At 37.9% G+C, this 18,782-nt stretch carries 15 protein-coding genes; 4 read left to right on the top strand and 11 right to left on the bottom strand.

Annotated features, from left to right (window positions below):
• Window positions 1-141 precede the first annotated feature (141 nt).
• Together E7T07_RS07655 and E7T07_RS07650 are read right to left on the bottom strand one after the other, a co-directional pair.
• A complete protein-coding gene (locus tag E7T07_RS07655) occupies window positions 142-3,063 on the bottom strand; it encodes a two-partner secretion domain-containing protein (protein ID WP_135710500.1) in 2,922 nt (973 codons plus the stop codon).
• A 15-nt stretch (window positions 3,064-3,078) separates the two neighbouring features.
• Window positions 3,079-4,773, bottom strand: a complete 1,695-nt coding sequence (locus E7T07_RS07650; protein WP_135710497.1) for a ShlB/FhaC/HecB family hemolysin secretion/activation protein — start codon at window positions 4,771-4,773, stop codon at window positions 3,079-3,081.
• A 148-nt stretch (window positions 4,774-4,921) separates the two neighbouring features.
• Here E7T07_RS07650 and E7T07_RS07645 point away from each other — a divergent pair, with 148 nt between their 5' ends.
• Window positions 4,922-7,048 carry a TonB-dependent hemoglobin/transferrin/lactoferrin family receptor gene (locus E7T07_RS07645; RefSeq protein ID WP_135710494.1) on the top strand — a complete coding sequence of 709 codons (2,127 nt, stop codon included), beginning with the start codon at window positions 4,922-4,924 and terminating at the stop codon, window positions 7,046-7,048.
• Window positions 7,049-7,193: 145 nt separating this feature from the next.
• On the opposite strand, the gene dhaM is transcribed toward E7T07_RS07645, so the two are convergent.
• The 3 genes from dhaM to dhaK are packed head-to-tail and all read right to left on the bottom strand — an operon-like array spanning window position 7,194 to window position 9,358.
• Window positions 7,194-7,604 carry a dihydroxyacetone kinase phosphoryl donor subunit DhaM gene (gene dhaM, locus E7T07_RS07640; protein WP_135710490.1) on the bottom strand — a complete coding sequence of 137 codons (411 nt, stop codon included), beginning with the start codon at window positions 7,602-7,604 and terminating at the stop codon, window positions 7,194-7,196.
• A gap of 9 nt (window positions 7,605-7,613) precedes the next feature.
• Entirely contained in the window at window positions 7,614-8,240 is a 627-nt protein-coding gene (dhaL, locus tag E7T07_RS07635; RefSeq protein ID WP_135710487.1) for a dihydroxyacetone kinase subunit DhaL, read from the bottom strand.
• A 47-nt stretch (window positions 8,241-8,287) separates the two neighbouring features.
• Window positions 8,288-9,358, bottom strand: a complete 1,071-nt coding sequence (gene dhaK / locus E7T07_RS07630; protein ID WP_135710485.1) for a dihydroxyacetone kinase subunit DhaK — start codon at window positions 9,356-9,358, stop codon at window positions 8,288-8,290.
• 142 nt (window positions 9,359-9,500) lie between these two features.
• Here dhaK and rimI point away from each other — a divergent pair, with 142 nt between their 5' ends.
• Window positions 9,501-9,947: a ribosomal protein S18-alanine N-acetyltransferase gene (rimI, locus tag E7T07_RS07625; protein ID WP_135710482.1), complete on the top strand. Its 447-nt coding sequence runs from the start codon at window positions 9,501-9,503 to the stop codon at window positions 9,945-9,947.
• A gap of 61 nt (window positions 9,948-10,008) precedes the next feature.
• On the opposite strand, the gene fabA is transcribed toward rimI, so the two are convergent.
• Both fabA and E7T07_RS07615 read right to left on the bottom strand, forming a co-directional pair.
• On the bottom strand, window positions 10,009-10,542 hold the full coding sequence (gene fabA, locus E7T07_RS07620; RefSeq protein ID WP_135710480.1) for a 3-hydroxyacyl-[acyl-carrier-protein] dehydratase FabA: 534 nt from the start codon (window positions 10,540-10,542) through the stop codon (window positions 10,009-10,011).
• 127 nt (window positions 10,543-10,669) lie between these two features.
• Window positions 10,670-12,418: an AAA family ATPase gene (locus E7T07_RS07615; protein ID WP_135710477.1), complete on the bottom strand. Its 1,749-nt coding sequence runs from the start codon at window positions 12,416-12,418 to the stop codon at window positions 10,670-10,672.
• 154 nt (window positions 12,419-12,572) lie between these two features.
• Here E7T07_RS07615 and matP point away from each other — a divergent pair, with 154 nt between their 5' ends.
• Window positions 12,573-13,019, top strand: coding sequence for a macrodomain Ter protein MatP (matP, locus tag E7T07_RS07610; protein WP_135710475.1), 447 nt, complete (start codon window positions 12,573-12,575; stop codon window positions 13,017-13,019).
• A gap of 73 nt (window positions 13,020-13,092) precedes the next feature.
• Here matP and cspD read toward each other — a convergent pair whose 3' ends face one another.
• From cspD to dapD, 4 genes are all read right to left on the bottom strand, one after another.
• The gene (gene cspD / locus E7T07_RS07605; RefSeq protein WP_135710472.1) at window positions 13,093-13,302 is read right to left on the bottom strand and encodes a cold shock domain-containing protein CspD; all 210 of its coding nucleotides are present in this window, start codon (window positions 13,300-13,302) and stop codon (window positions 13,093-13,095) included.
• A 228-nt stretch (window positions 13,303-13,530) separates the two neighbouring features.
• The gene (topA, locus tag E7T07_RS07600; RefSeq protein ID WP_135710469.1) at window positions 13,531-16,131 is read right to left on the bottom strand and encodes a type I DNA topoisomerase; all 2,601 of its coding nucleotides are present in this window, start codon (window positions 16,129-16,131) and stop codon (window positions 13,531-13,533) included.
• A 114-nt stretch (window positions 16,132-16,245) separates the two neighbouring features.
• Entirely contained in the window at window positions 16,246-16,530 is a 285-nt protein-coding gene (locus tag E7T07_RS07595) for a YcgL domain-containing protein (RefSeq protein ID WP_135710467.1), read from the bottom strand.
• A gap of 86 nt (window positions 16,531-16,616) precedes the next feature.
• Window positions 16,617-17,444 carry a 2,3,4,5-tetrahydropyridine-2,6-dicarboxylate N-succinyltransferase gene (dapD, locus tag E7T07_RS07590; protein WP_135710464.1) on the bottom strand — a complete coding sequence of 276 codons (828 nt, stop codon included), beginning with the start codon at window positions 17,442-17,444 and terminating at the stop codon, window positions 16,617-16,619.
• 153 nt (window positions 17,445-17,597) lie between these two features.
• Here dapD and E7T07_RS07585 point away from each other — a divergent pair, with 153 nt between their 5' ends.
• Window positions 17,598-18,776, top strand: coding sequence for an MFS transporter (locus tag E7T07_RS07585; RefSeq protein WP_135710461.1), 1,179 nt, complete (start codon window positions 17,598-17,600; stop codon window positions 18,774-18,776).
• Window positions 18,777-18,782: the final 6 nt, after the last annotated feature.

The raw sequence follows: 18,782 nt of genomic DNA, 5'->3' as shown, positions 1-18,782 counted from the left end.
AAGAGATAAAACGGCAAAAAATAAACCCACCTTGGGCAGGAAGCCTGAAAGGGTGGGTTTGTCAGTGGTCTGGAATCCACGCAAATGCGTGGATTTTTTTATGTATTCAACAAACCAATACCTGTGTCTTCTCGATTTAGTCTAACGAATTTCACCTACCGAAACTTTAGCATCGGTATGTTTATTGCCGATAATTCGATCTTCACATTTATTGTTTTCATCACAAATAGAGACAACAACGCTCTTCTCATCTTCTAGTGTTTCAGATTGTAGAGATTTAACTCCGGACTTATTATTTTCAACTAAATTACTCTGTTCGCGAGATAGATAAGTTGGCTTAATCCCGTTAAGTTTATCTAATATCGTATTTAATTGACGCTCATTAAGTCTTTTGATATTTCCTTCTCCGGCTAGCTCATCATCACCGTAGTTTGTTTCTCTCGGTTGCTCATAAAATGTAAAGTCAGTATTTTTCAGCACGATAGGCATATCTTTATGGCTATAATAGGCTTTAGCTCCATTTGGGGCTAGTGCGATAACCGTGGCATTCTCAATCGTTGTCTTTGTCGCATCACCTAGTGCTAAAGCAAAGTTAGCTGCATTTGCATCATTATCTGCGGAACCTGTAATGCCAATTTCAGGTGAAGGTTTAGGACCAGTATTTAACAAGGTAATAGTTAAATCATTTTTTGATTTCTCACCACGTAATGTTGCATTCTTATCTGTCATCAATGTATAACCTTGATGGCTTTTCAGATTAATTGAACTGTTATTTCGCCCTTCTAAATCACCAACAACATACATTGTAGCTGCTTTCATTTTTGCACTTGGTGAAACATTCAGTTTTTCAGCCCCCTGAATATTCAATGATGTGTGATCTAAAATTGTTTTATCTGCACTTAGTCCAATTTTATGGATACGATCGTAATCAGATTCAAAAGACATATTTCGGTCAAACGTAACATTAAATTGACTGTCGATTAAATTAATCTTTTTAGCCATAAGATTAATGAAACCATCATTCGTTTTTATATTACTATTACGAATATTAATCGTCGTTTCTAAATGGCTCTTAGGTGTTTTAATGACTTCTTGTTTGATTTTGTCGTAACTATTATTTGTGGCTGTCCACCAATCAAATGCATATAAGAACTCATTATTAATCCATTGACGTAAATTATTATCAAATTTCCATCGTCTCTGAGTATGATTTCGTTCTGTACGTAATGCTCTGTCCTTAGTATTGAAAATCGCATAGTCATAGCTTGGCTTTTCTTTATTATAGGAATATCCCCCGTAAATATAGAAATTACCTCTTCCTATATGAGTAAGGCGATCAATATCAACATTATTAAAGCCGCCAACAATGACAAAATCATCTACTTTATCAAGTTGCAAATTACTAATATTTACGCTAAAAGGCGATCTTTGAGTATCTTCTAAACAATAGGCAAGATTGATACAAGTTCTAGAATCTTCTAAATTTCTTCTTAAACCATTTCTGCCTAAAACAATAGCGCCATTATTAAAATTAAATTTACTATCTATAATCTGAACATCTGAGATTCCTTTATCCGCAAAATGTTTATCCATTAAATCTGTCGCAATAAATAAACGCCCATTTTTAGTATCTATATTCGCTTTATTAAAACGAATATGGCTAGGATTAGTATAATTTAACTGTGTATTTAATAATAAAACTGAGTCGGTATCCCTATACGAATCTATATTTATATCGCCTGAAATATCAAAATTATACGCATTCAGATTTACTTCTCCTGAAACTCCAAGTAAAGAGCCTAAAAAATCACTGCTAATAAAAGAATTCTCACCTACTTTTTTATTCCCAATATCAAGATTATCTGCTAGTTTTAGATTAACTTTTGTTTTTAATTTTTTAGAGCCATCATCATAATAGTTTTTATCTTCTCGAGTTAAATCACCGTTCAGATTAACTTTCTTTATAGCTGGTTCAAAATAACTACTGGTTGAAAAATCAATACTATCTTTAACTGTGAGTTTTGCACCTTTTTCAGCATTTAAGTTAATCTCATTTTTACCTGCTTTTATTTCCAAATTTTCGGCTTGAACATCACTGTTTTTTCCAAATTGAATATCATCAGAAAATAAGGTTATTTTTCCAGAGCGAGACATTACGATATTATCCGCCTGTAATAAACCATTATTATTAACTAGATTATTAATTAACTCACTTTTTCCCTTAGCAGTTAGCTCAATATAGCCATCTTCAGTAATAATAGAACCTGAATTTTTCACAATACTATTTACTGTATTTTCTTCAATATCTAGATCAATAGATGTCGTATCTAATTCTAAGCTAAATTTTCCACCAGCTCCCAAGACAACTTGTCCTGGACTTTCAATAGTTTCATCACGTTCAAAATCAATCCACTTAAATCCCCAAGGATTACCTTCATAACAATCATTTGGATCGCTCCAAATACTATTACAATAGCGACCTTTAACTTTTTTCTCTTGTTTAAAGTATTTAGCTTCAATTATTCCTTTATTTTCAACGTCATTTCCAACTAAAGCGACAAAAGCATTTTCACCATTTGCGATAATTTTACCTTCATTAATAATTTTTCCTTCAGCGGTTTTATGATTTTTACGTGGAGTAAAGTTGAAACTATTACTATTGCTGATTTTTTCAAGATCTTTAGTTGTAGCAAGTAAGCTACCTACATTTACTTGAGCATCTTTTGTAATAATAATGCCGTTAGGATTAGCGAGAAATACACGCCCATTTGCCTGCAATTTACCTTGTATTTGACTTGCATTTCCGCCCATAACACGATTATAAGCAATAGCGGTTGAATCAGGCTGTTTAAATTCAACACTATTTTGTTTTCCAATATCAAAACTTTCCCATTCAATACTTACTCTAGGCGATTCTTGGGTAATGGTCATTGCCTTATTTAAGGTATTAATTTTTGCATTACCTTCTGTAATGTTATGGTTTTGAGGTAAATCAGCAGCATAAAGATTTGTTGTGCTAAGTGCCGTTGAAATAGCTACGGAAAGTAAAGTTTGTTTACGCATTTATGTTCTCCTTAATTAAAATGTTTTAATTGCAGATAACCAAAATTGATTTTTATCTACATTGTTATATTTCTTACCGATAGGTTTTGCATAAGCTAAATTGATAGAGTAATTATTAGGTTCAATTAAATTCAAACCAACCCCGACACTTTTTAAACGGACTTTATTTTCAACAGACTCTGATAATTTCTCTGTATTTTTATATTGTTTTCCAACCCCCGTATCATAAAACAGTGAGCTTACTAACATACTTTTTGAGAAAACAGGCAAGTAATGTTTTAGTTCTGCTTGGATAATATGCCCTTCATCAACAGAAACAGTACCTGCTTGATATCCTTTTACCCCGGATAATCCGCCTAATAGGAATTTATTTCCACTATCCAGATTTTTATCGGCTAACTGCCCACTAACGGCAAACGTAATACTGAAGGATTTAGGTAAAAATTGTTCGTGAGATAGTGAATAATTAAATGTCGTAAATGTACGTTTAGGTTGGTAACTCTCTGATAAATAGTGTTTTTTCTCGTTGGTCAAATGACTTTCTTTCCCCAAAGTAGTATTGAAAGAAAAATAAGTCACTCCTTCTTTTATACTATTCCAAGAACCACTCAGCCCTATGCTGACCGTATTTACTTTCCGTTTTTGTTGTAAATCAACAGATTTTTGTTCATCTGACAATTTCTGATGATTAAATGCTAATTTACTATCTAATCTTAAACTTGCAGTTCGAATAGTAGGGTGAGTAATATAACCACCTAAATTATAAGTACTTCCTTGAGCATTAAGATCTTTAAAATTTGCACCTAATTTATATTTTAAATAGTTTGAATTTACTCCAACTCTTGTTCCATACCCATCAATAATAAAAGAATAGTCCGCTCTTAGGTTATATAAATCGAAGGTGTTAGAAGCAAGCACATCAAAATGTAATTCATCGCCAAGCCCAACTAAATTGTAAATTTTAGTTCCTAATGTTGTTCTATATTTGCCAGTGTTATCATTTCCTTGATTATCAAGGGAAATATATCCAGTCCAACGTTTATTATCTTTAAGATTAATAGTAAGATCTGTTGTTCCGGTATTTTTTCCTGCTTTTAAAGATAACGCCGATGTAACACCTTTAATATCATTAAGCAATAAAGCCAATTTTTCTAGTTCATTTTTAACTAGATTTGGATGGTTTTTTACAGTGGTGTTCGTCATTCGCATAACCAAATCATCCTTTAAACGGCTTCCATTTCTGACCAACACCTGATCCAGTGATCCTTTTATCACTAAAATTTGCAATTCACCATTATTGATTTCTTGAGGAGGAATAAAGGCCTTAGCGACAAGATAGTTATTGTCACGATAGTAGTTAGTAATTTGTTGCGATAACCGATTTAAGTCATCTAAGGTAATATCTTGATGAAGATAAGGAGAGGTAATAGATGTCAGATTATCTTGAATTTCGTTTCCGTCCAACTCCAGTAATTTGATTGAATCTAAACGGAATTTAAGACTTTCTTTGTTGGTGGGAAGATTCTCTTCCTGTGTTGGTGTTTTGAACAGTTCTCCAGATGGTTTTACTTTTGCTGCTTGCATTTGACGAGCCTGTTCCAACTGCTTGTTCAATGTTCCCGAGTCAGTTACTAAGTTTGCATAAGTAAAGCCAGCTACACACGAAAGAATGATTCCAGTAATTACGTTTTTTCTATGAAAATGTTTCATTTTGATAGGTCTCCTTTATTAATAATCTGTTAAAACTCTTTTTATCGCTTATTTTTGATCAAATGATAATAATTTTCAATATCATTATTGATAATTTACATTATCTTTTGTAGGATATTTATTATTCAAACTAAAAGGAGCAACTAAAATGAGACTATCAAAAATTTATACAGCATTCTTTCTCTCTTTGCCTACCGTATCCCTTGCAGATAACAATGTTTCAGCTGAACTTGCTGAAATCTCTGTGATTGCAAGTAAGGACGCATTTCACTGGGCAAACCACACAAGTGAGAAAGCGACTTTAAACAAAAATCAATTATTAACTCAGCAGCCAACAAGTACAGCGGATGCGATTAAACGGATTACAAACGTGGATATTGCTGGCAGCTCAAGGAGTATTGCACAAAAGCCGATTATTCGGGGCTTAAGTGGTAATCGTGTTGTTCAAGTGATTGATGGCGTTCGCCAGAATTTTGACTTATCTCACCGTGGTTCATATTTTTTACCTATGGCACTAACCCAAGAAATAGAAGTGATTAAAGGTCCTACAAGTACTTTATGGGGTAACGGTGCATTAGGGGGAATTGTTGCGATCAGAACGCCAAATGCCCTTGATTTATTGAAAGATAATCAGCAAATTGGAGCAAAAATTCATCAAGGATACCAATCTGCCAATTCTCTCTCTGAAACAGATGTCAGTGTCTTTGCCGCAAATGACAAGTTTGATGGATTAGTGAGTGGCTTTTATAACCACGCTGATGATTTACGCTTAGCGGACAGTAAAAAATTAGTAGACAGTCGCTATACTCAAAAAGGCGGACTTTTTAAATTTGGTTGGCAAATTAATGATGAAAATCGCCTTGAGCTTTCTCATCGTTTAAGTCATTTTGAACAAATTGCCCCAACCAACAATGAAGTTGCTGAAGAATTTACCGACCAAGATGTGAGAAACCTTATTGGAAACTGGCATAGAAATAATCCAACAGCTTCTTTTGCTGAGATGACTCGTTTCTATGAAGGACTCACATCAGTACTAGGAAGTGTAAGTTATCGAGCTAAACAAAAAATCACAGACCAAAGTAGTGCCTTACACTATTACTTTACCCCTAAAGACAATGATTATATCAATAGTCAATTGACGCTATACCGTAACAGTACAAAAGAAAAAGAACAGCGTATTGCAAGCGGTTTGCAAGATCAAACTAAACTCAGCACTATGGGTTTAAGCATACGAAATTCGACGGATCTAAATTGGTTAGCCCTAAACTATGGTATGGATTTTATTTCAGACCGAGTAGTAACACAGCGTGAGAAAAATGCCACAACACCATTCCGCCCAAATAATTATGACGCTAAATCTAAAAACAGTGCATTTTATCTTTTAACACATATTCCATTATGGAATGAACGCATTATTGTTTCGCCAAGTGTTCGCTACGATCACTTTAAAACACAAAGTGACGAAGCTAAATATAGTGCGAGTCGTTGGTCTCCATCCATCGCTGTAACTTGGAAAGCAACAAATTGGCTAGATCTTAGTACTCGTTATAATGAAGCATTCCGTACGCCATCAATGCAAGAACGCTTTGTCAGCGGGTCTCACTTTGGTACAAATTTAATGGGGCGCTCATTTAATAATACCTTTGTAAGTAATCCAAACTTACGCCCAGAAACCGCGAAAAATAAAGAAATTGCAGCGAAAGTTCATTTTGATAATCTCTTTGTGCATCAAGATAAATTCATATTCAATGCGACTTATTTCCAAAATGATGTAAAAGATTTTATTCATCTTGATATTTTCCGAGCTTCACAAAGAGATATGATTCCATCTCTCTCGCAGTATCGAAATGTAGAAAATGCTCGCTTAACCGGATTTGAGCTGGAATTCGCTTATCAGCAAGAACGTTTCGCATTAGGATTGAATTATGCTCAAACAAAAGGTAAAAACCGCCAAACACAGGAAGCCTTATCCAATATTCCAGCGAATAAATTAGGCTTTACTATTGATTATGCGCTAGTGCCTCAAACATTTATGGTTGGAGCAAATATCACCCATTATGCAAGTCAAAAACGTGTACCTAAAACACACGCAATGACTTACCCAAGTTATACTCTCACAGATTTAAAAGCAAGTTACACGCCTTCTAGCGAATGGCGTAATTTACGTTTAGATATGATGATCGAGAATGTCTTTGACAAAAAGTTTCAACCTGCATTTAGTTTAATGGAAGGGGCTGGGCGCAATATTAAATTGAACGCTTCTTATCAGTTCTGATTTTTAACAAATATTGTCTTAAAAAATCCACGCAAATGCGTGGATTTCAGACCGCTGACAAACCCACCTTTACAGCCCATCTATCAAAGGTGGGTTTGTCAGTGGTCTGAAGGCAACGATTAAGTTGCCTTTTTTAGTCATAACATTATTTTGCGGCTTGCTCTAACTTTAAGCCTGCTGCAGCATTGGCTTCTGCTAAAACCGTTTGTAAATCATCACCACCTGATGCGGATACTGCAGCAGCAAAAGCACCTTCCACTAATGCCGCATAGCTAATCACCACATTTTGCGCCATATCAGGATCCAGTAGGTCAATGGCAGTTTCTGCACTCAGAATAGCGCTGCCTAAATCCACAAAAATAACAACACCATCAGCTGAATAAACTTCTTCGACCGCAGCCATAATTTTTGTGGCATCCGTGCCAATGGGATTATCAGGATCATCTATACCTGCGGCTACTGCAATTTTGCAACCATTTCCAGCCATTTGACGTGTAATTTCGGCAACGCCTTCTGCTAATTTTTCACTATGAGAAACGAGTACTAAATTAACCATACAACTCTCCTACTTTACTGCCTCATACAAAGCTTTTAACATTAAGGTTGTTGAGGTTGCACCTGGGTCCTGATGCCCTGCGCTACGCTCACCAAGATAACTCGCACGCCCTTTCTTCGCAATCATAGGAATAGTTGCGGCCAAACTTGTCTCCGCGGTTTTCACCGCAGTTTCAAGCAATACAGTCAAAGATTGAGATTTGTCTGCTGCCTCTAGTTCCGCTAACACAGGTAGCCAAACATCACACATGGTTTTATCGCCCAATTCAGCGCGCCCACGGGCAATAATGCCTTCTACACCATTTTTTAATACAGCAATTAATTCTTCCGCAGAAATCTCTTCTTTTCCCACCGCACTTTGCGACCCTTTAATGAATAAGGTGCCATACAATGGACCGCTTGCGCCACCTACTTGTGAAAGTAACGTCATACCCACGGTTTTTAAAATCGTCCCAATGTCTTTATCCGCAACCGTAGCGACTTTTTCCATCGCCTTACTAAAACCACGCTGCATATTTAATCCATGATCGCCATCACCAATATCCGTATCTAATTGGGTTAAATAGTCACGTTGTTCGTTCATTGCATGATTACAATTTTCAAGCCATTGCAACACTTGCGATTTTGTCATACTCATTACAACTTCTCCTGTTTGACAGATCTCTGAGTTAAAAAAACGATTTTTTATTCGCCCCAACGTAATGCAGGGGTATTTACTGGGGCATCCCATAATTCCAAAATAGCATCATTCACTTTAAGTAACGTAATAGAAATACCTTGCATATCTAATGAGGTACAGAATGAACCAATAAGATTACGCTCGATTTTTAAGCCAAATTCTGTGGCGACTTGCTCAAGTTTATTGTACACCCCATAAAGTTCAGACAATGGCACCGCACCAAGATTATTCACCAAGGCAATTACGCGATCGCCTTTTTGTAAGGCATTTTTGCTGTCTTGCACTTCATTCCACTGATTATTTTCATGATCCCAACGGCGAACCGTACGCGTATAATCCCCATGGGCAATTAAGGTTTCAAACATTTGTGAAACGGTCTTATCTAAATCGACAAACTCACGGCGTTCAATGCCCGGTTCACCATGAATACCCACGCCAAATTCCATTTCATTTTCAGCTAACGTAAATGACGGTTTGCCTGCAGCAGGCACGGTACAAGCGCCCAAGGCAATACCAATAGAATGGCCTGCATTATTCAGTTGATAACCTAATTCCGCCAGTTTATCCAATGAATAGCCTTTTTCTGCCGCTGCGCCTAATAATTTTTCTAAAATAACGGTATTTGCTACGCCACGGCGACCTGCGGTATAAAGACTGTCTTTTACCGCCACATCATCATCCACTAAAACGGTCGCCACTTTTACACCGCTATCCGCTAATAATTCTGCGGCAGTTTCAAAATTTAACACATCGCCGGTGTAGTTTTTGATAAGCAATAAAACCCCTTCACCACTATCTACGTTTAAACCACATTCAAACATTTGATCCGGCGTTGGAGAGGTAAAAATTGCGCCCGGGCACGCACCATCCAACATACCTTTTCCAACAAAACCTGCATGCATAGGCTCATGACCACTGCCGCCGCCTGAAATTAAAGCGACTTTACCGCTTACAGGTGCATCGGCACGGCGAACATAAACAGGCTCTGTATTTAACACTAAATCAGGATGGGCTTTAGCCAAACCTTGTAATTGTTCATCTAATACGGTTTCCACAGAATTAATTAATTTTTTCATCGTCTTGTCCTTGTTTCAATCATTGAAAAATAGATGTCGCTCAATTTAGCAAAATCGAATCTGCGTTTCTGTTAACTAGGTCACAAAATAAAAAATTAATGCTAAAATTTTTCCAATTTCAACCGCACTTTATGGAAAGCTAATGAACTATCAAATTTCAACCATTACAGACCAAGATTTTGATTCCCTATTTGCCATTGAACAAGCGGCGCATTTAGTCCCTTGGTCAATGGGAACGTTAAAAAATAATATGGGTGAACGTTATTTAAATTTAAAAATAGAATGGGAAAATCGTCTTGTGGGCTTTGTTATTTGCCAAACTGTACTTGATGAAGCAACCGTTTTTAATATTGCTATTCATCCCGATTTTCAGGGAAAGCAACTCGGTTTTGCCTTGCTTAATGAGTTAATCTCCCAATTGCGCTTAAAAGGCATACAAACCCTATGGTTAGAAGTGCGGGAAAGTAATAAAAAAGCCATTAAACTTTATGAAAAGTTAAATTTTAATGAAGTGGATATTCGTAAAAATTATTATCCTACGCCTGAAGGGAAACGTGAACATGCGGTGATTATGGCGGCGTATTTATGAAATATGTTGGGGCTGAAAAAAGAGCCGCTGAGCGGCTCGTATAGGATTCTGTTTTAATGCTTTAGAAACTTGATGTATCCTGGAACAGACCGACTTTTAGATCAGTTGCGGTGTAAATAACACGACCATCTACTTCCACTTCGCCATCTGCCACACCCATAATTAATTTACGGTTAATCACACGTTTTAAGTGAATACGGTAAGTAACTTTTTTCGCGGTTGGCAATACTTGACCGGTAAATTTCACTTCACCCACGCCTAATGCTCGCCCTTTACCTTCGCCGCCAATCCAGCCAAGGTAAAAACCGACAAGTTGCCACATTGCATCTAAGCCTAAACAACCCGGCATAACAGGGTCGCCAATAAAATGACAGCCAAAGAAAAATAAATCAGGTTTGATATCTAATTCTGCTTCAACATAGCCTTTGCCAAAATGACCGCCTGTTTCATTCATCTCAATCACACGATCCATCATCAACATGGTTGGTGCCGGAAGTTGCGGACCTTTTGGACCAAAAAGCTCACCTCGACCGGATGCAAGCAAATCTTCATAAGTATATGAGCTTTTTTTATTCAGTGTACAAGTGTTTGTCATTTTTACTTTCCTACCTTTTTTAGCAGGTTAAACCTGCTTTGAGAATGTTGATTTACTCACATTCTAGCAAAGTTAAGGAAAAATAAAAACAGCTAACACTTGTTAGCTGAAAGTGGTCAAACCAACTTTACTTTTTAGAGAATAGCCCACGCAAGAACGGAAAGCGCGGTGGTTCTGCCCGTAATTCTATACGCTGTTGAATTAAGCGTGAAAGCGGTAAATTATCATCGCTATAGGCTTTTTCATCTTCTAATAAATCTCGTTGGAATAGGATTTCACAGGCTTGAAAAACATCTTCCACCGCCCAAATGAAAAACTGCTGATTTTTAACCGCACTAACCACCGCTTCACTTAAACTCAATTGATGAATAACCGCCGTTGGGATAATAACCCCTTGTTTTCCTGTTAAACCACGGCGTTCGCAAATCGTAAAAAAGCCTTCGATTTTATCGTTTACACCGCCCACAGAATGGACTAAACCAAACTGATCAATGGCACCTGTGATCGCAATAGATTGCGGAATCGGTAAATCCGCCAGCGCGCTGGTTAACACACAAAATGCCGCTAATGATGCGCTATCGCCGTCAATTTCACTGTAAGATTGCTCAAAAACAAGCGAAGCCGAGAAAGGCAATTGCGATGGCAAATTGAGTAAGCTGGCTAAACAACTTTCTGCAATCATCATGCCTTTGCCGTGAATATTGCCCGCTAATTCACTTTTACGTTCAACATCAATAATTTCCCCTTCACCAAATTGCACAATACAACTAATCCGTGACGGTTCCCCAAAAGATAAGGGTGTACCGGCATAATCAATGACTGATAGACCATTAATTTGCCCAATTTCCTCACCATCTGTGGGAACATAAATTTGTTCATGCAAAATATCCGCGTAAGCTTGTTCACGCAAAAAACTTTGCTGATATTGGCGTTGTTCAAAAATACGCTCAAAATCCTCCGCACTTACCGCCGTTTTATGCTGTAACTCAGAATGAGAAAACCAATTTTTGAGCGTTAATGGCGAAATATTAATTAGGCTGCGATCTTCACTTTCACGTACCAATAATTGATAAAATTTATTGAGTGTCGCCGGATCTAATGTTTTATGGCTTGTGGTTTGAACATAGTTCGCCCACTGCATTTGAGCTTCTGGGCTATCCATTAAAAAATAACTTTCAACTTCGGAATAATCCGCCAATTGAAATAAATCAGGTTCAAGCTCATGAAATGTAGCTAAATCGGCTCTTGAGCCTAATAACACCACTTTAAGTTCGAGCGGATAGCTCGGAATATCGCACGGCAAAGGTTTAAAAGGGTGTGCGGAATACCAATCGAAGGTTTGGGTCAATAGAATGTGTTTTAAACGTGGCCACAAGTCAAATTGTTCCAATAAGCGAGCCACAGATAAAATCAATACGCCGCCATTGACTTGATGTACTAAACCTGCATTGAGCTGAATATCTTTTGATGTCGGATGGATTTGCAAAGAACCAAATAATTTTGCTTGATCAAAATATAACGCGCTCGCCACGTTTTTTTTCGCTGCAAAGTTATCATGCCGAGACTGCGCCGGCGCCATGCTGATATGAGCAAAAGAAAAACTATCCGCTTGTTCAATATGATATTGCACGCCTTTAACCGCAGAATCAGCAGGTTGTTGCTTAGCAATAAAATCTTCTAATAAGGACACATATTCACTTTGATCATCGGCTTTTAGCACAAGCAAAGTGCGGTGTGTATTTTGTAAAAAATGTTTAATTGCCGAACTTGCACGCGGCTGTAAATCAAAAAAAGTGACGCTGTCATTGCTCACTTTTTCAATTTCTAAGGTGGGAATTAAATGTTGCCAGTTTAATGCTTGTTCAGTTACATTCACACTAAGGTTCTCATTTTTAAAATTGGGATGGAAAGATAATTTCTTTCTTACTAAGTCGGTTTTAATTATCGCATAATTTCATATTTTCAGTAGAAATTTTTATTCAAAAAGCGTATATTAATTCCAGTTACCACGTCACAGAAGAAGCATTGCGATGAAATACCAAAAATTAGAAAATCAAGAAGCTCAATGGAAATGGCTCTATTTAATTAAGAAAAGTCGTGAAGGTGAAAATATTACTCGCTATACCGAGCGTAGTTTGCAAGAAGAAAAAGTGAAACAGCTAAATGAAAGCCGTAATCACCCTGAACTTGTGGAAAAATGGATTAAGGAAGATATGGCTGAAAATCTGGTTGTAAAACTGGATCAGGCTATTCGAGCGCGCCGTAAACGTTTTTTTAATGCCGAAAAACAACATACCAAGAAAAAATCTATTGATTTGGAATATGCAGTTTGGAATCGACTCTCAAAATATTCACGTAAAATGAATATGACCTTATCTGAAACGATTTCTTATATGATTGATGAGCGTGAAAGTAAGGCCTTGTTTGAGAGCAAAATGTCCACCATGAAAGCGGGCTTAAAAGACTTGTTGAAATAAAAAAATCCCCTAATTCAAGCACTATCAGAATGATATGTGTTCAAATTAGGGGAAATTAATACGACTCATGCTCCTATTCAACGACAGGAACAATTTTGGTAGCGTGAGAACCTTTTTCCCCATGGACTGCTTCAAAATTTACCTTTTGACCAGCTTTTAGTGAACGATAACCTTCCATTTCGATCACTGAAAAATGCGCAAAAATATCTTCGTCACTACCTTCTGCATTAATAAAACCAAATCCTTTGGCATTATTAAACCATTTTACAACACCTGCTTCCATTTATTTCTCCTTCTAGGCAACTTAACTACATAATAAGACCGCAGCCTTATCTCCTGTATCGCTATGAATCATCAAGGATTTTCCCCTTTTACGCAACGAAAAAAACTAAAATTTGCTACCGAGATCACAAAAATTTTTATTTTTTTGCGGAATATACAATTCAAGTTATAAAAAAACGGTGATTAAAATATGATTTTTAATCACCGCACTTTCCTATTCTAAGCGAGGCTACTTCTCTACCCACTTACCATCAATATAATTCAGTATCCATTTCGTTTGCTTTCCACCTTTTTCTGAGGTGATATATTGACGTTTTTCTTTACGGCTAAAGCGAATAATCGCTTCGTTACCATCCGGATCTTGCGTTGGTGCATCTGCCAAATATTGGAATTTCTCCGGTAAACGTTCGCGATATTGGGCTAATTCTGACACTTTAGCCGCGCGACTTTCTCGTACTTTCGGGAAATTATGGGCTGACATAAACACCCCAACGGCACTGTCTCGCAACACAAAATAAGCATCTGCTTTTTCACATTTCAGCTCAGGAAACGCAATCGGCTCTTCTTTGGGTGGTGCCACTTCGCCGTTTTTCAAAATCTTGCGGGTATTATCACAGCTTGTACAAGCCATATATTTGCCAAAACGCCCTAGTTTGAGATGCATATCCGCACCGCATTTATCACATTCCACGATTGGGCCGTCATAGCCCTTAATTTTAAATGTACCTTGCTCCACAAGATAACCATCGCAATTCGGGTTATTACCACAAATATGTAATTTACGTGTTGGATCAATAATATAGCTATCCATCGCCGATTCACATTTAGGGCAGCGTTTACGCGCCATCAAGGCTTTGGTTTCCGTTTCGCTATCTAACACATTCAATAATTCCGCTTCCGGAATCAAATTCATAGTGGTTTTACAGCGTTCTTTTGGGGGTAAAGCATAGCCTGTACAGCCTAAGAAAACCCCGGTGCTTGCAGTACGAATCGCCATTTTTCGTCCACAAGTTGGACAATCAATATCTGTAGGGACAAGGCTATTTGGCTTCATCCCCCCTTCAATCTCATCTAATTCCGCTTTGCTTAATTGGCTTGAAAAATCTTTAAAGAATTGATTAAGTTCTGTTTTCCAATTTTTTGACCCATTGGCAATTTTATCCAGCGTATCTTCCATATTGGCAGTGAAATCATAACTCATTAATTCGCCAAAAGACTCATTTAGGCGATCGGTCACAATTTCCCCCATTTTTTCTGCATAAAAACGGCGATTTTCCGTACGAACATAACCGCGTTCTTGAATGGTTGAAATAATTGCTGCATAGGTTGATGGACGACCAATACCGCGTTTTTCCAATTCTTTCACTAACGCCGCTTCCGTATAACGTGCCGGCGGCTTGGTAAAATGCTGTGTCGGTAAAACGGCTTTCAATACCAGTTTGCTCTGGACTGAAACCGGTGGCAATTCTTGATCTTCAGGGGATTTTGACGTTTGTGGCAACACTTTTGTCCAACCGTCAAAACGTAAAATTCGTCCTTTTGCTTTTAATTCATAATCACCGGCCATTACCGTTAACGTTGAGCTGTCATATTGTGCTGCCGGCATTTGGCAAGCCACAAATTGTCGCCAAATTAAATCATATAAACGCACCGCATCTTTTTCCATACCCACTAAATCATTCATGGAAATATTCACATCAGAGGGACGAATCGCTTCATGGGCTTCTTGCGCGTTTTCTTTGCTTGAATAGAAATTCGGTTTAGCCGGTAAGTAATCATGACCAAAGTGCTGTTCAATATAACCGCGCACCATATTTAAGGCATCTTGGCTTAAATTTGTGCTGTCTGTACGCATATAGGTAATATAACCTGCTTCATACAAACGCTGCGCCATCATCATGGTTTTCTTCACGCTAAAACCTAAACGTGTACTAGCTGCCTGTTGTAGCGTTGAGGTGATAAACGGCGGGCGTGGACGAGAGCTGGTTGGCTTCGTGTCTAAATCCGAAATCACATATTCTGATTTCGCTAAAAAATCCACCGCACTTTGTGCCTGTTGTTCATTTTTAGGCTCAAATTTACTGCCTTTAAAGGCAGTTACATCCAATTGAATTTTGTCTTTATTGGCAGTCGTAGTATCAACGGCCACTTGCCAATATTCTTCAGGCTGGAAAGCTTTAATTTCGTGTTCGCGCTCTACTAATAATTTAACTGCAACCGATTGAACGCGTCCCGCAGATAAACCGCGCGCCACTTTTTTCCACAATAAAGGCGACACCATAAAACCTACCACGCGATCTAAAAAACGGCGTGTTTGCTGAGCATTAACCCGATCTAAATTTAATTGCTCAGGTTTTTCAAAGGCTTGTTTAATGGCATTTTTCGTGATTTCATTAAACACAACACGACTAAAGCGGCTCTCATCGCCACCAATCACTTCGCGCAAATGCCAAGCAATGGCTTCCCCTTCTCTATCCAAGTCGGTTGCCAGATAAATATGATCCGCTTTTTTTGCCAACGCTTTAAGTTCAGAAACCACCTTTTCTTTGCCGGGCAAAATTTGATAATTCGCTTTCCAATCGTGATAAGGATCGATTCCCATGCGCTTGACTAAAGCGGCTTGTTCTTTTTCAGCCTTAATTTTCGCTTTTTCATCCGCACTCAACCCTTTCGTTGAAATAGGTTTGGCTTTCTCACCTGTGGTAGCCCCTGCGGTTGGCAAATCTCGAATATGCCCAACGCTTGACTTCACAACATAGTTGCTACCAAGATATTTATTAATGGTTTTCGCTTTTGCCGGCGATTCCACAATAACCAAGGATTTGCTCATAATTATTACCTATTCCCTAAAATTTGTTATCTTTTTATATTGCCTAATCCCGCTAGGTTCAGCAAGTATTTTTTTCACCCTACCTGATTAAATGAACAACATACAAACTAATCATTACGAAGTGCGGTCGGATTTTTGCGCGTTTTTAAATTGTTCCAATAAATTTTCTTCTTGCTTTGGCATTTGTAAATAAAAACCTTGCGTGTTCAAACTAGTGATTACATCTTGATTTTTTGCCTGCACAAGTGGCTTTGAACCCGCTAAATTAAATAGCATCACAAAAATCGGTTTTCCAAAGGCGGTTAGCAATGCGTCAGGGACTTTATCAAATTGATCACGTTTTTCAACATAAAGATACATCCCCTCTTTTTTCGTACTTTTATAAATTGCACAAAGCATCTTGTTCTCTCTTATATTTATTACCTAACAATAACAAAAAATCCCCCTAGGGTCGGAGGATTTTTTTTCATTTTTGAATCGTTTAATTATTCATCAATCGTACGGAGTAATTCGTTGATACCCACTTTACCCAAGGTTTTCGCATCTACTTTTTTCACGATAACCGCACAGTATAAGCTGTATTTACCACATTTTGACGGAAGACTACCTGATACCACCACAGAACCGGCAGGAACGCGACCATAGAACACTTCGCCTGTTTCACGGTCATAAATTTTTGTGGATTGACCAATGAATACGCCCATTGAAATCACACAACCGTCTTCAACGATCACACCTTCAACCACTTCAGAACGCGCACCGATAAAACAGTTATCACCAATGATAGTCGGGTTAGCTTGTAATGGTTCTAACACCCCACCGATACCCACGCCACCTGATAAGTGAACATTTTTACCGATTTGTGCACAAGAACCTACCGTTGCCCAAGTATCCACCATCGTGCCTTCGCCCACATGCGCACCAATATTGACATAAGATGGCATTAACACACAGTTTTTAGAAATATAAGCCCCTTTACGCACTGTTGCTGACGGCACCACACGGAAACCTTCTTGTTGGAAACGTTCTGCCGTATAATCCGCAAATTTTAAAGGCACTTTATCGTAATATTTTGTTTCTGCACCATCAATCATCTCGTTATCATTGATACGGAAAGATAATAACACGGCTTTTTTCAACCATTGGTGAGTAACCCAATCGCCATCAATTTTTTCAGCTACGCGATATTTACCGCTATCCAAGCCCTCGATCACTTCTTCAATGGCTGCACGTGTTGCTGCATCAACAGTTTTAGGCGTAATTTCTGCACGGCGTTCAAACGCTTCTTCAATGATTGTTTGTAAGTTTGACATTGCTTTTCCTATATAAAAGTTAAAAAATTCGCCAGTAGTTTTACCATATTTCCAAAAAGAATTCACGGTTTTTCTCTCAACTTCAGCAAAAGTGCGGTTATCTTTCTTTCATTTTTGTTATAATTCCACCAAATTTTCTCACTGATTAATCTTATGCTTTCCCCATCACATTCAGAACAAAAAGCCAATACCGTTGCTTTTGCTTTTTTGCTTATTGCCTTTTTAACCGGTATTGCCTCGTCTTTTCAACTGCCGACACTGAGTCTGTTTTTATCTCAGGAAATTCAGGTTTCGCCTTTTATGGTGGGCTTGTTTTATGCTTTTAACGCGCTAATGGGGATTGTGTTAAGTCAAATTTTAGCGCGTTATTCGGATAAGCTTGATGATCGCCGTAAAATCATCATTATTTGTTGCATAATTGCAATGATGGGGTGTTTGGTTTTTGCTTATAGCCGCAATTACTATGTACTGGCTTTTCTCGGGACATTTTTATTAGGTATTGGTGCGGCATCAAATCCCCAATCTTTTGCGTTAGCGCGTGAATATGCGGAAAACTCAGGGCGTGAAGCGGTGATGTTTACTACAATTATGCGTACGCAAATTTCGCTTGCTTGGATTGTTGGACCGCCATTGTCTTTTAGTATTGCACTGGGTTGGGGCTTTGACTATATGTATCTTGTTGCTGCCTTGGCATTTTTGTTATGTGCTTTGATTTCAGCTGTACTTTTGCCTAAAACAAAGATGCGTCATATCGCCCCCAAAAAACATCACATTGAAGATTCGCAAACAGACAAGAAAAGCGTATTTTACTTATTTATGATGTGCTTTTTAGTGATGGGAAGTAATGGTATGTATTTGATAAATATGCCTTTATATGTTATTCACGAGCTCAATTTACCCGAACGTTTAGCGGGTATATTAATGGGAACTGCCGCAGGAATAGAAATTCCGATTATGTTGATTGCCGGCTATTTAACTAAATATTACAGCAAAAAAGCACTGATTTTTACCGCACTTTTGGCGGGATTATTATTCTATATCGGTTTACCTTGGGCAACACAAACGTGGCAATTGATCAGTTTACAATTACTCAATGCCATTATTATCGGTATTGTTGCCACCATTGGTATGGTGTATTTTCAAGATCTTATGCCAACGCAAATGGGAACGGCGACCACATTATTTTCCAATGCGGCTAAAAGCAGCTGGATTGCCAGCGGCCCTGTGGCTGGAATTATTGCGCAGCATTGGCATTATAGTTCGGTATTTTATGTTTCTATTGTGGTGCTTATTATTGCAACACTCTGTTTTACAAAAGTAAAATCCGCCTAATCTCTA

This window comes from Actinobacillus porcinus (genome assembly GCF_901764995.1).
GTDB classification, from domain to species: domain Bacteria; phylum Pseudomonadota; class Gammaproteobacteria; order Enterobacterales; family Pasteurellaceae; genus Exercitatus; species Exercitatus porcinus.
This window is presented reverse-complemented; position numbering and strand designations above follow the sequence as displayed.

Coding starts and splice junctions, on each gene's coding strand:
- E7T07_RS07655 (WP_135710500.1), bottom strand. CDS start 3,063: ATGCGTAAACAAACTTTACTTTCCGTAGCTATTTCAACGGCACTTAGC.
- E7T07_RS07650 (WP_135710497.1), bottom strand. CDS start 4,773: ATGAAACATTTTCATAGAAAAAACGTAATTACTGGAATCATTCTTTCG.
- E7T07_RS07645 (WP_135710494.1), top strand. CDS start 4,922: ATGAGACTATCAAAAATTTATACAGCATTCTTTCTCTCTTTGCCTACC.
- dhaM (WP_135710490.1), bottom strand. CDS start 7,604: ATGGTTAATTTAGTACTCGTTTCTCATAGTGAAAAATTAGCAGAAGGC.
- dhaL (WP_135710487.1), bottom strand. CDS start 8,240: ATGAGTATGACAAAATCGCAAGTGTTGCAATGGCTTGAAAATTGTAAT.
- dhaK (WP_135710485.1), bottom strand. CDS start 9,358: ATGAAAAAATTAATTAATTCTGTGGAAACCGTATTAGATGAACAATTA.
- rimI (WP_135710482.1), top strand. CDS start 9,501: ATGAACTATCAAATTTCAACCATTACAGACCAAGATTTTGATTCCCTA.
- fabA (WP_135710480.1), bottom strand. CDS start 10,542: ATGACAAACACTTGTACACTGAATAAAAAAAGCTCATATACTTATGAA.
- matP (WP_135710475.1), top strand. CDS start 12,573: ATGAAATACCAAAAATTAGAAAATCAAGAAGCTCAATGGAAATGGCTC.
- cspD (WP_135710472.1), bottom strand. CDS start 13,302: ATGGAAGCAGGTGTTGTAAAATGGTTTAATAATGCCAAAGGATTTGGT.
- topA (WP_135710469.1), bottom strand. CDS start 16,131: ATGAGCAAATCCTTGGTTATTGTGGAATCGCCGGCAAAAGCGAAAACC.
- E7T07_RS07595 (WP_135710467.1), bottom strand. CDS start 16,530: ATGCTTTGTGCAATTTATAAAAGTACGAAAAAAGAGGGGATGTATCTT.
- dapD (WP_135710464.1), bottom strand. CDS start 17,444: ATGTCAAACTTACAAACAATCATTGAAGAAGCGTTTGAACGCCGTGCA.
- E7T07_RS07585 (WP_135710461.1), top strand. CDS start 17,598: ATGCTTTCCCCATCACATTCAGAACAAAAAGCCAATACCGTTGCTTTT.